A 12,055-nucleotide genomic window follows, 5' to 3' on the forward strand; every position below is an offset into this window, starting at 1 on the left:
CCGTGGCCGCGCCGCCGAGCACCGGCGCGACCAGCACCGCCGCCCGGGCCGGGTACCGCGCCAACGCATGCGACACCACCAGGGCACCCGCGCCGTGCCCCACCAGCACCGCCTGCCGGGGCAGCCCCGCCGCCACCTGGACCACGTCATGGGTGTACGCCCGCAGCGTCGCCCCCGGCGCCGGTTCGCTGCCGCCGTGCCCGCGCAGGCTCATCGCGTACGCGGGGAAACCGCGCGACGCGGCGTGCTCCAGCCAGTGTTCGGCGAACGCCCACGCCCCGTGCCCGAACCCGGGGACGAACAGCAGCGGCGGACGCCCCTCGTCCAGCTCCGGGTCGACGCCGAGCACCTCGCGGCGGGCCGGACGGACCGGGTGGGCCCACTCCCGCCCCCGCATGATCCGGACCCGCTGATCGGTCGTGCCGGTCACTTGCCCTCCAGCTCGTCGAGGGCGCGCTGCACCGCGCGCAGGTAGTCGACGTGGCCCACCTCGAACCAGTGCCGGCTGCTGTCCTTGACCTTCCCCGCGTACCGCTCCCCCGCGCCGGCCGCCGCCCGGGAGGCGAACGCGGCGGCCCGCTGCGGCTGCTCCCGGCGCAGCCGCAGGGACCTGGCGAAGAGCACGGTCTGCCAGTGCGCCAGGGTGAACAGCCCCGAGTCGGGCTGCAACAGCCCGGCCACCGCCAGCGTCGGGTGGCCCGGCGGGAACGCGTGCAGCCACAGCCGGGGGCGGCCCGAGCCGTCGGCGTCGCCGAGGACACCCGGGTCGAGGAACTCGAAGCGGGGCAGGTAGCCGGTGGCGAAGACGACCAGCTCGGGGTCGATCTCCCGGCCGTCGGTGAGGGTCACCCCGCCGGGATGGAACCGGGCCAGCTCCGGCACGGGGGTGATCTCGCCGTGGCCGACGTAGTAGACCAGTTGGCTGTTGGCGATCGGATGCGTCTCGTAGACCCGGTGGTCCGGCTTCGGCAGCCCGAACCGGGTCAGGTCGCCGACGGTCAGCCGCAGCGTCCAGTGGTAGAGCCACTGCCGCAGCCGCAGCGGCACCCGCAGCGACAGCAGCGCGTCGTTGACCTGGTCGGCGGGGCGGCCGAGGACGTACTTCGGGGCGTACCAGTAGCCGCGGCGGGTGGAGTGCCAGCAGCGGGACGCCTGCTGGGCCGCCTCGACCGCCAGGTCGCAGCCGGTGTTGCCGGCCCCGACCACCAGCACCCGCTTGCCGCGCAGCTGGGCGGGGTCCTTGTAGGACGAGGCGTGCATGACCTCGCCCCGGAACTCCTCCAGCCCCTCGTAGCGGGGCAGCTTCGGCGACCAGTTGTGCCCGTTGGCGACCAGCACGGCGGCGTACCGGGAGGTGCGTTCCGGGCCGTACCCGCCGGTGCTGCGGGTGGTGACGTCCCACCGGTCGCCGTCGACCGGTTCCACCCGCACCACCTCGGTGCCGAACCAGATGTGCCGGCGCAGGTCGAAGTGGTCGGCGTACCGCTCGAAGTAGGACAGCAGCTGGCTGTGGTGCGGGTAGTCCGGCCAGGAGTCCGGCATCGGGAAGTCGGGGAACTGGGTGAACGGCCGCGACGAGATCAGATGGGTGCTGGCGTACACCGGGCTGCGGTCGTGCCGCCAGTTCCAGCCGCCGCCGACGCCGGTCTCGCGTTCGTAGCAGTCGACGCCGAAGCCGTGTTCGGTGAGGTTCTTGACGGCGGTGAGGCCGCTGGCCCCGGCCCCGATCACGCAGACCGTGTCGCCCCGGTCGGAGACCGGGCGGCCGTCCCGGTTCGGGGCGAGCGTCGTGGGCTCCGGATCGGGCCGGCCGTGCTCGGTGGAGGGGGACACCGGGAATCTCCTTATGTGCGGCCAGGTACGCCGGTTCGACCGGCATCCTTCCGGGCCCCCGACCCGTTGTCCAGCCCGGCTCGCGCGGGTGTCGGGACGCGACGCGGATCGGCCCCCGGGCCGCCGCGACGGCCGACCCGGGGACGCTGCCGCCGGTCAGCCGGTGACCGGCAGCAGCAGGTCGACCAGGACCGGGAAGTGGTCGCTGGCCCGGCGGGTCGTCGGGGTGTCCACCACGTCGTAGCCGACCACCTCGACCCGGGGGTCGACGAAGAGGGCGTCGATGCGGCGACGCGGGTCGGCGCACGAGTAGGTGTGCCGGTCGGCGGCGTCGGCGGCGATCGCGGCGTCGGTCAGGCCGGCCGCCACGGTGCCCCAGGCCGGGCCGTCCGGCCCCTCGTTGAGGTCGGCCCCGAAGACCACCGGCAGGTCGCTTGCGGACAGTTCCCGCCGCAGCAGCGCCGCCTGGCCGGGCCGCTCCGCCGGGTCGGTGGACAGGTGCGAGCCGGCCAGCAGGAACCGGGCCCCGCCGACCTGGCAGCGGGCGTACGCCGCGCCGCGCAGGTGCCGGCCCGGGGTCAGCGGGAACCGTTGGCAGTGCGTCCCGGTCACCCGGACCCGCAGGCTGGTCAGCAGCAGGTTGCCCAGCGACGGCAGCCCACCGGCGGCCACCACCAGGCCGAACGAGTCGGCCAGCGCGGCGGACTTCTGCCGCCACCGGAACCGGCGCGGCGCCTCCTGCACGATCACCACGTCCGGGGCGGCCTCGCGGACCACGCTCGCCAGCGCCGCCGTGTCGTCGCGCTGGCTGTGGATGTTGTACGACACCACCCGCAGCGGCAGCCGGCCGGCCGCCGGCTCGGGGACGGCGGCGGTGGGCCCCGGCCCGGTCGGCGCGGCGCTCATCGGCGGCGGGCCAGGTCGGCAGCGCCGATGACGCCGGCGCTGTTGCCCAGCTCGGCGGGGCGTACCTCGGCCACCGGGAGCCGGCTGCGCTGGGCCAGCGCGTCGGTGAAGGACCGCCGGGTCGGGCCGAGCAGCAGGTCACCGGCGTCGACCACGCCGCCGCCGACCACCAGCACCTGCGGGTCGAGGATCTGCGCCATGTCGGCGAGGCTGGTGCCGAGCCAGCGGCCGATCTGGGCGAACGCCTCGGCCGAGATCGGGTCGCCGGCCTGGGCGGCGGTGGTGACCATCGGGCCGGTGATCGCCTCGGCCTCGCCGCCGGCCAACTCCAGCAGGGCGGTGGCGCGCTGCGGCTCCTGGCGGGCGCCGGCGCGGGCGAACCGGACCAGGGCGCTGCCGCTGGCGTACTGCTCGATGCAGCCGAGCCGGCCGCAGCCGCACTGGTGGCCGTCGGGGACGGTGAGCATGTGCCCCAGCTCGGCGGCGATGCCGTGGGCACCGCGGACCAGTTCGCCGCCGAGGACGATGCCGCCGCCGACGCCGGTGCCGATGGTGAACATGACCATGGAGTCGTCGGCGTCGCGGGCCGCGCCGTGCCGGAACTCGGCCCAGGCCGCCACGTTGCCGTCGTTCTCGACGATCACCGGGAGGCCGGTGGCGGCGCTGACGTAGTCGCGCAGCGGTTCGTCGCGCCAGGCCAGGTTGGGGGCGAACAGCACGGTGGAGCGGGACGCGTCGATCCAGCCGGCCGCGCCGATCCCGACCGCGTCGACCTGGTGGCCGGTGGCCAGCTCGGTGACCAGCTCGATGATGACGTCGCGGGTCTTGCCGACGTCGTCCGCGGGGGTGTCCCGCCGGGCCTGCACGAGCACCCTGCCGGTGTCGTCCACGACACCGCCGGCCACCTTCGTGCCACCGACGTCGACTCCGATGGTCAGCGTCACCGCGGCCACTCCCCTCTGCTGTGCTGCCCGACATCGGCCTTACCGGCCGTACGCTGCCGGGATGTCCGGTGGTCAGGCCCCGTCGCCTGGTGCGTCCCCGTCCGCGCCGGCCGGCGCGCGCGAGGTGGGCACCACGGGACCGTCGGCCGTGGGCCGGACCTGCTGGGCCGGCGCGGCCGGCCCGGCGTCGTCGACGGGCGGTGCGGCGGCGGCGGGTTCGACCGCGTCCTCCGCCCGGGTGGCGGCGGACCAGACGTCCCGCTCCGGCGCCGACGCAGAATCATGCCCGGTGCGGGTGGCCTCGCGCCACACATGATCGGCTCCGGAATCGGAAGGGCTGGTCGGCGCGGCGGCGTCACCGGACGTCCCGGGGGTTGCTTCCCCTCCTGCGGGCGGGCCGAACGCGCGCATCAGGCTGGCGACGCCGGCCGCCAGATCCCCCGCGCCGGTGGCGAGCCGCTCGGCGAATTCGGGACTGGGATCACGCAGGGCGGCGACAGCCCGGCAGATCGGACAGATGCAGCACTCGGCCGATCCGGTGGCGAAACCCTCCGCCCGGTGGCTGCCGCCGGCCGACCGGGACGCGCCGGCACTGTGACCGAGGACACCCGAGACGATCCCACCGAGCGGACCCCACGGTCCCGCCCCCGGGCCGCCGCCGGCGGACGCCAGCCGGGCCGTCGCGAGCAGCGTGGCGACCAGCCGTTCCGCTTCCTCCCGGGCCGAGCCCGGTTCCGTTGCGCCCATGGTCGGCTCCTCCGTCGTGTCGCCGGCCGTCGCGTCGCTACGCCGCACCGGTTGCTTCTACCCGGCGCTTGAGCTGCTTCAACGCCGTATCCATGATCATTTTCTCGGCCTTGCGGCGAAACATGCCGAGCATGCCCACCGACAACTCGACCTCCAGCGTGTAGGTCACCGTGCAGGTGCCGTCCGGGTTGCCGACCAGGTCGTACGAGCCACGCTGGGACTTCTGCATCGTCGAGGGCGTCACCAGGTGCCACTCGATGCGGGACAGGTCCTCGGCGTACTCGTAGGCCAGCACGTACTCGTCGGCCATCACCCCGGCGTCGATGGTGAACCGGACCTGGCTGGCGTAGCCGTCCTCGTACTCCTCGACGACCTCGGTCCGGCGCACCGCCTCGGTCCACTCGGGGTAACGCGCGAAGTCGCAGACGACCGCCGCGACCCGGTCCGGTGACGCGCCGATGACGATCGACTGGGTGGAGGAGTCCGCCATGGGGGGAGGCTACCCGGCGCGTCCGGCGGATGCCCCGCTCCACCCCCCGGGCCGGGGTCGGGCCGGTGGACGGGCAACCTGGCTGGCGCATCCGCCCGGCCGGCCGGGTAGGTTTCGACCATGCCGGCCCGTGGTCGGCCCGGCCAGTGCGAGCACGAGGGAGTGCAGGTGCGCGAGTTCTCCGTCCCGCCGATCGTCACCATCGGCGACGCGGCAAACCTGACCGACCCGGTCTGGGACAACGCCGAGGCCGCGCCGGACGCGGTGCAGTTCGTCCGGCCCGCCGTCGAGGGTCGCGCCCGGGTCGACGTCACCTGCCGGCAGTTCCGCGACGAGGTGGTCGCGGTGGCCCGGGGGCTGGCCGGCGCGGGGATCTCCCCCGGCGACCGGGTCGCCCTGATGAGCCGCACCCGCTACGAGTGGACCCTGCTCGACTACGCCATCTGGGCCGCCGGGGCGGTCACCGTCCCGATCTACGAGACGTCCAGCGCCGAACAGGCCGCCTGGATCCTCGCCGACTCCGGCGCGGTCGCGGTGGTGGTGGAGACCAACAGCCACGCCACCCTGGTCGCCGGGGTCCGCGACCGGCTGCCCGAGCTGCGCGAGGTCTGGCAGATCGAGCTGGGCGGGGTCGACGAGATCGTCGCCGCCGGCACGTCGGTCGACCCGGACGAGATCGAGCGCCGCCGCACCTCCGTGCGCGCCGCCGACGTCGCCACGATCATCTACACCAGCGGCACCACCGGCCGTCCCAAGGGCTGCGTGCTGACCCACCGCAACATGTACGCCGACATCGCCAACGCGGTGCCGGTGCTGCCGAACCTGTTCCGGCCGGGGGCCTCGACCCTGCTCTTCCTGCCGCTGGCGCACGCCTTCGCCCGGCTCATCCAGATCGGCGTGGTGCAGGCCCGGGCCACGATGGCGCACTGCGCCGACACCCGCAACCTGGTCGCCGAACTCCAGGAGTTCCGGCCGACGTTCGTACTCTCGGTGCCCCGGGTCTTCGAGAAGGTCTACAACGGCGCCCGGCAGAAGGCCGAGGCCGACGGCAAGGGCGCGATCTTCGACCGGGCGGAGAAGGTCGCCATCGCCTGGAGCGAGGCGCAGGAGACCCCGGGCGGTCCCGGCTTCGCGCTGCGCGCCCAGCACGCGGTCTTCGACCGGCTGGTCTACCGCAAGCTGCGGGCCGCCCTCGGTGGCCGCTGCCGGGACGCGATCTCCGGCGGCGCCCCGCTCGGCGCCCGGCTCGGGCACTTCTTCCGGGGCATCGGGGTGACCATCTGCGAGGGGTACGGCCTCACCGAGACCTCCCCCGCCGCCGCGGCCAACCTGCCCACCGGCACGAAGATCGGCACGGTCGGCCGGCCGCTGCCCGGCGTGACGATCCGGATCGCCGACGACGGCGAGATCCTGATCGCCGGTGACCTGATCTTCCAGGGCTACTGGAAGAACGAGGCGGCCACCGCCGAGGCGCTCGCCGACGGCTGGTTCCGCACCGGCGACCTGGGGCACCTCGACGACGACGGCTTCCTCAGCATCACCGGCCGGAAGAAGGAGATCATCGTGACGGCCGCCGGCAAGAACGTCGCCCCGGCGGTGCTGGAGGACCAGGTACGGGCGCATCCGCTGGTCAGCCAGTGCCTGGTGGTCGGCGACCGGCAGCCGTTCATCGCCGCCCTGGTCACCGTCGACGAGGAGGCGCTGCCGAAGTGGCTGGCCGCGCACGGCCTGCCCGAGGACACCCCGGTCGGGCAGCTCGTGGCGCACGACGCGCTGCGGGCCGAGATCCAGGGCGCGGTGGACACCGCCAACCTGGCCGTCTCCAAGGCCGAGGCGATCAAGGTGTTCCGCATCCTGCCCCGTGACTTCACCGAGGCGACCGGCGAGTTGACCCCCTCGCTCAAGGTCAAGCGGCAGGTCGTCCACAAGACGTACGCGGCCGAGATCGCGGAGATCTACCAAGGCTGACTACGATCCGTCACGTGCCCGCCTCCACAGCCGTCCGCCCCCAGACGCGTCCCGTCGCCGCCGCCGCGCGTGCGGTGATGCTCGCGCTGGTCGGCGCACTGACCCTGATCGCCACCCGCGACCCCGCCCAGCTCTGGTGGATCGCCCTGCTGGCGGTCGCCGGAGCGCCCGCCCTGCTCGCCCCCGAGCATCGGCTGCTCGGCCCGCTGAGCCGGCTCGCCGAGGCGGTGGTGATCGGGCTGGCCGCCAGCCAGGTCGCCGTCTCCTCCGCCCTCGGCTCGTCGGTCGGCGGGCTGGGCGCCTCGGCGGTGCTGCCCTACCTGGCGGTGCCGGTGACCGTCACCGCGCTGCGCCGGCAGTTCCGCGAGGGCGCGGTGCTGCTCGGGGTCACCGCGGCCACCCTGCTGGTGGCGGGCGCCTTCACCGAGGTCGACGGTGGGCGGCAGCTCGGCCAGCCCGGTTACCTGGCGGTCTGCGCGCAGTGGCTGATCCTCGCCGGGCTCGGCCTCTACGCCGCCGGCACGCTGCACCAGGTGATGCGGGTCCGGGCCGAGGGCAAGCCCCAGCCGTACGCCGAGGCGACCCGGCTGCTGACCCAGTTGCGCACGGTCGCCCGGCAGCTGCCCGGGGCCACCCTCGACCCGGGCGGCATCTCCGAACACCTGCTGGAGGAACTGCGTACCGTCGCCCCCGGCAACCGGGGGGCGGTGCTGTCGGCCAGCGGCGGCGGGCGGCTGGTGGTGCTCGCCCAGGTCGGGGTGGACCGGGTCGACTGGGAGACGACGCTGGACGCCGACTCGGCGATCGCCGACGCCTGGGCCAGCCAGCAGCCGCAGACCTCGGCCCGGTCGCAGGCCCGCTCGCACACCGGCGGGGACGTCTCGGCGCTGATCGTGCCGCTGGTCGCCGGGGTCCGTACGGTCGGCCTGGTGGTGCTGGAGGCGGACGCGGCGCACGCCTACCCGCCGCCGGTGGTGTCCCGGGTGACCGCGCTGACCGGCCCGGCGGCGCTGCGCCTGGAGGCGGCGCTGCTCTTCGACGAGGTGCGGTCGCTGGCCACCAACGAGGAGCGGCAGCGGCTGGCCCGGGAGATCCACGACGGGGTGGCGCAGGAGCTGGTGATGGTCGGCTACGGCATCGACAACGCGCTGGCCTACGTCGACGAGGACCCGAAGGAGACCGCCGAGGCGCTGCGCACCCTGCGGGGCGAGGTGACCCGGGTGATCACCGAGCTGCGGCTGAGCCTGTTCGAGCTGCGCAGCGAGGTGGACCGGCACGGTGGCCTGGCGGCGGCGATCGCCGAGTACGCCCGGACCGTCGGCGCGTCGGGGGGCTTGCGGGTGCACCTGTCGCTGGACGAGTCGACCGCCCGGCTGCCGGCCGCCACCGAGGCCGAGTTGCTGCGCATCGCCCAGGAGGCGGTGACCAACGCCCGCAAGCACGCCGGGGCGGCTAATCTCTGGGTCACCTGTGAGGTGGACCCCCCGTACGCGCAAATTGAAGTGTCGGATGACGGTCACGGCATCGGTGACCAGCGCACCGACGGTCACTACGGCCTTGCGATCATGGCGGAGAGGGCGGAACGTATCCGGGGCCGGTTGGAGATCAGTCCCCGGCAACCCAGTGGTACGACCGTGGCGGTGGTGGTGGGTTCGTCGCCCCGGCGCGATAACGTGCGTGGCAGCGCAGCAGCAGAAGTGGAGTAATTCGAGGATGACCACAAGCCCGACACCGGCCACCCGTACCAAGGTCCTCCTTGTCGACGATCACGATCTGATCCGCAAGGGGCTGCGGCACGCCTTCGAGCGGGACCGTCAGTTCGAGGTCGTCGGCGAGGCCGCCACGGCGGCGGAGGGCGTGCGCCAGGCCGGCGCGCTGCAACCGGACGTCGTGATCATGGATCTGCGGCTGCCCGACGGCAGCGGCCTGGAGGCCACCCGGGCGCTGCGCAAGTCCAGCGCGTCGATGGGCATCGTGGTGCTCACCATGTACGCCGGTGACGACCAGCTCTTCGGCGCGTTGGAGGCGGGGGCGAGCGCCTTCGTGCCGAAGACCGCGCCGGCCGACGAGGTGGTGGCCGCCGCCCGGCACGCCGCCTCCTCGCCCAGCGCGTTCACCGCCGCCGACCTGGCCGAGGCGATGAAGCGCCGGCTGGCCCCGTCCGGCCCGCAGCTCTCCCCCCGCGAGGGGCAGGTGCTGCGGCTGCTCGCCGACGGCATGAGCGTGGCCGGCATCGCCAAGCAGCTCTTCGTCAGCGAGTCCACCGCCAAGACCCACATCTCGAAGCTCTACGAGAAGCTGGGCGCGGCCAACCGGGCGCAGGCGCTGATGACCGCCCTGCGGCTGGGCCTGCTCGAGGCGCCGGACGCCCCGAAGTTCTGAGGCGGGGCCACCCCGCCGGGACGGCAGGCCCGGGTCCACCCCGGACCCGGGCCTGCCGTCGGCACACCACCGGTTCGACTGCGCCCGGTGAGGGACCCGTCGCGCACTGATCACGGTCTTTGCACCCGGGCGGTGGGCGGGCAGAATACCCGGGTGAACCGTACGGTCGACCTTGCTCGCGGTGGTACTCGACAAAGGGGTTGGGGATGCAGCGACCGAACTGGGCACCCGACGACATCGACATCGAACGCCCCAGTGTCGCCCGCATGTACGACTACTACCTCGGCGGCTCGCACAACTTCGCCGCCGACCGGGTGGCCGCCCGGGCGATGGTGGAGGCGGTGCCCGACGCGCCGTTGATGGCCCAGGCCAACCGGGCCTTCCTGCGCCGGGTGGTGCAGCATCTGGTCGACTCCGGCATCCGCCAGTTCCTCGACATCGGCTCTGGCATCCCCACCGTCGGCAACGTGCACGAGATCGCCCAGCGGGCCGACCCGCGGGCCCGGGTGGTCTACGTCGATGTCGACCCGGTCGCCGTCGCGCACAGCCAGGAGATCCTCGCCGGCAACCCCAACGCCGCCGTCGTGCAGGAGGACCTGCGCCGGCCGGAGGCGATCCTGGCGCACCCCGAGGTGACCCGGCTGATCGACTTCTCCCAGCCGGTGGCCGTGATGATCGTGGCGGTGCTGCACTTCATCCCGCACTCCGACCATCCCGAGGACACCCTGCGGACGTTGCGCGCGGCGCTGGCCTCGGGCAGCTACCTGGTCCTCTCCCAGGCCAGCGACGACACCCGCAGCGGGGCCGAACGGGCCGAGGCGGAACGGGTCTACCGGCGTACCGACAACCCGCTGTGCATCCGCAGCCGGGCCGAGCTGACCGCGTTCTTCGACGGCTTCACGCTTGTCGATCCCGGGGTGGTCTGGGTGCCGCAGTGGCGACCCGAGACGCCGGAGAGCGCCGAGAACGCCGAGCAGGCCGTCTTCCTCGGCGGCGTCGGGCGTCTCGATGGGTGAGCCGGCGAGCCCCCGGGCGTCCTGCCCGGGCACGTTCGCCCGCGCCTGGGCCAAGGCCGTCTCCGGCACCAGCTACCTGCCGATGACCCAGGCCCAGCTGGAGGAGCTGCTGCAACGGCTCACCGTACGACTGGCCGCCGCGCTGCGGGCCGAGCCGTTCGACCCGCGCATCGGTCACCAGGTGGGTGCGGAGCTGGTGGCCGCGCACATCGCCTCGGCGGAGGGGCTGGGGCGTACCGTCGAGGTCGTCCAGCTCCGCCTGCTGCGCGACCTGGGCCTGGTCGGCGACGACATCTCCGACCGGCTGGCCCGGTTGCTCGCCACCATCACCACCGGGTACGCCCGCGCGCTGCGCGACCGGACCCTCGACGAGCAGGAGTCCATCCGGCGGGCGGCGATGGTGGCCCGCGCCCAGGCCGAACGGGCGCTGCGCGACAGCGAGTCCCGCTTCCGCCACCAGGCCACCCACGACCCGCTCACCGACCTGCCCAACCGCACCCTGTTCACCGAGCGGCTCGCCACCGCCATCGCCGCCCCGGGGCGGGGTTCCGCCCGGGTGGGGGTGTGTTTCCTCGACCTCGACCGGTTCAAGGTGGTCAACGACTCCCTCGGCCACCAGCTCGGCGACGCCCTGCTGGTGCAGGTGGCGCAGCGGCTGAGCCGGGCGCTCGGCGAGCACCTGGTGGCCCGCCTCGGCGGCGACGAGTTCGTCATCCTCGTCGAGCACACCGACGGCACCGACGACGTGGTGAAGGTGGCGGAGGCGGCGCTCGCCGCGGTCGCCGAGCCGGCCCTGGTCGAGGGGCACGAGCTGACCGTCACCGCCAGCGCGGGCATCGTCGAACGGCCGGTGGCCGGCACCACCCCGGGTGAGCTGATGCGGGCCGCCGACAGCACCCTGCACTGGGCCAAGGCGGCCGGCGGCGCCCGCTGGGCGCTGTTCGACCCGGCCCGGCACCGCACCGAGCTGGCCCGGTACGCCCTGTCGGCGGCCATCCCCGCCGCCCTCGACCGGGGCGAGTTCTTCCTCGACTACCAGCCGCTGACGTCACTGCGGGACGGCACCGTGGTCGGGGTGGAGGCGCTGGTCCGCTGGCGGCACCCCGAGCTGGGGGTGCTCGGCCCGGACAGCTTCATCGGCCTGGCCGAGGAGACCGGGCTGATCGTCCGGCTCGGCGGTTGGGTGCTCGCCGAGGCGTGCCGGGAGGCGGAGAGCTGGGCGGCCGGCGGCGGGCCGGCCCCGTTCGTCAGCGTCAACCTGGCCGTCCGGCAGGTCCACCGCCCCGACCTGGTGCAGGAGGTGCGCGGGCTGCTGGCGCAGACCGGGCTGCCGCCGCAACGGCTCCAGTTGGAGATCACCGAGAGCACCATGATGAGCACCGGCGGGGAGGACCCGGTCCGGGCCCTGCGGATGCTCAACGACCTGGGTGTCCGGATCGCCATCGACGACTTCGGCACCGGCTACAGCAACCTGGTCTACCTGCGGGACCTGCCGGTGACCGAGCTGAAGGTGGCCGGCGAGTTCGTGACCAGGCTGCGCCGCCCGCAGGTCGACCCGGCCAGCCGCAACGACGAGCAGATCCTGGCCTCGCTGGTGTCGCTGGCCCACGCGCTGGACCTGACCGTCACCGCCGAGGGGGTGGAGACCGCCGACCAGGCCGACCTGCTGCGCGCCATCGGCTGCGACGCCGGCCAGGGCTGGCACTTCGGCAAGCCCGCCCCCGCCGCCCGCATCCTCGAACAGATCCGCTGACCCACAACTTGAGGCC

Annotated in this window: 11 protein-coding genes; 5 read left to right on the forward strand and 6 right to left on the reverse strand. The window is 74.1% G+C overall.

What is annotated here, in order from left to right:
* The 6 genes from H1A17_RS17120 to H1A17_RS17145 form a co-directional block, all read right to left on the reverse strand.
* A partial coding sequence (locus H1A17_RS17120) for an alpha/beta hydrolase (protein WP_194822341.1) occupies positions 1 to 397 on the reverse strand: 397 nt, incomplete at its 3' end.
* Positions 398 to 426: 29 nt separating this feature from the next.
* Positions 427 to 1,833 (reverse strand): NAD(P)/FAD-dependent oxidoreductase, encoded by a 1,407-nt coding sequence (locus H1A17_RS17125; RefSeq protein ID WP_145921030.1) that lies wholly within the window; start codon positions 1,831 to 1,833, stop codon positions 427 to 429.
* A gap of 156 nt (positions 1,834 to 1,989) precedes the next feature.
* Positions 1,990 to 2,739: an endonuclease/exonuclease/phosphatase family protein gene (locus tag H1A17_RS17130; RefSeq protein WP_194822331.1), complete on the reverse strand. Its 750-nt coding sequence runs from the start codon at positions 2,737 to 2,739 to the stop codon at positions 1,990 to 1,992.
* Positions 2,736 to 3,683 carry an ROK family glucokinase gene (locus tag H1A17_RS17135; RefSeq protein ID WP_145921032.1) on the reverse strand — a complete coding sequence of 316 codons (948 nt, stop codon included), beginning with the start codon at positions 3,681 to 3,683 and terminating at the stop codon, positions 2,736 to 2,738. Before H1A17_RS17135 ends, H1A17_RS17130 begins: the two co-directional genes overlap by 4 nt.
* Positions 3,684 to 3,755: 72 nt before the next feature.
* Complete coding sequence (locus tag H1A17_RS17140; RefSeq protein ID WP_145921033.1) at positions 3,756 to 4,430, reverse strand: hypothetical protein; 675 nt, start codon at positions 4,428 to 4,430, stop codon at positions 3,756 to 3,758.
* A gap of 37 nt (positions 4,431 to 4,467) precedes the next feature.
* Positions 4,468 to 4,920, reverse strand: coding sequence for an SRPBCC family protein (locus H1A17_RS17145; protein WP_145921034.1), 453 nt, complete (start codon positions 4,918 to 4,920; stop codon positions 4,468 to 4,470).
* A gap of 168 nt (positions 4,921 to 5,088) precedes the next feature.
* Here H1A17_RS17145 and H1A17_RS17150 point away from each other — a divergent pair, with 168 nt between their 5' ends.
* The 5 genes from H1A17_RS17150 to H1A17_RS17170 all read left to right on the forward strand — a co-directional run bounded on the left by H1A17_RS17150 (position 5,089) and on the right by H1A17_RS17170 (position 12,039).
* The gene (locus tag H1A17_RS17150) at positions 5,089 to 6,888 is read left to right on the forward strand and encodes a long-chain fatty acid--CoA ligase (protein ID WP_145921035.1); all 1,800 of its coding nucleotides are present in this window, start codon (positions 5,089 to 5,091) and stop codon (positions 6,886 to 6,888) included.
* Positions 6,889 to 6,902: 14 nt separating this feature from the next.
* Positions 6,903 to 8,594: a GAF domain-containing sensor histidine kinase gene (locus H1A17_RS17155; RefSeq protein WP_145921036.1), complete on the forward strand. Its 1,692-nt coding sequence runs from the start codon at positions 6,903 to 6,905 to the stop codon at positions 8,592 to 8,594.
* Positions 8,595 to 8,601: 7 nt separating this feature from the next.
* Positions 8,602 to 9,270: a response regulator transcription factor gene (locus tag H1A17_RS17160; protein ID WP_007072219.1), complete on the forward strand. Its 669-nt coding sequence runs from the start codon at positions 8,602 to 8,604 to the stop codon at positions 9,268 to 9,270.
* 206 nt (positions 9,271 to 9,476) lie between these two features.
* Positions 9,477 to 10,286 carry an SAM-dependent methyltransferase gene (locus H1A17_RS17165; protein ID WP_194822332.1) on the forward strand — a complete coding sequence of 270 codons (810 nt, stop codon included), beginning with the start codon at positions 9,477 to 9,479 and terminating at the stop codon, positions 10,284 to 10,286.
* Positions 10,279 to 12,039 (forward strand): bifunctional diguanylate cyclase/phosphodiesterase, encoded by a 1,761-nt coding sequence (locus H1A17_RS17170; protein WP_145921038.1) that lies wholly within the window; start codon positions 10,279 to 10,281, stop codon positions 12,037 to 12,039. The genes H1A17_RS17165 and H1A17_RS17170 overlap by 8 nt, the downstream gene beginning before the upstream one ends.
* Positions 12,040 to 12,055: the final 16 nt, after the last annotated feature.

Origin of the sequence: Micromonospora sp. S-DT3-3-22, assembly GCF_015354745.1 — a bacterium.
In the GTDB taxonomy this organism is placed as follows: domain Bacteria; phylum Actinomycetota; class Actinomycetes; order Mycobacteriales; family Micromonosporaceae; genus Micromonospora; species Micromonospora wenchangensis.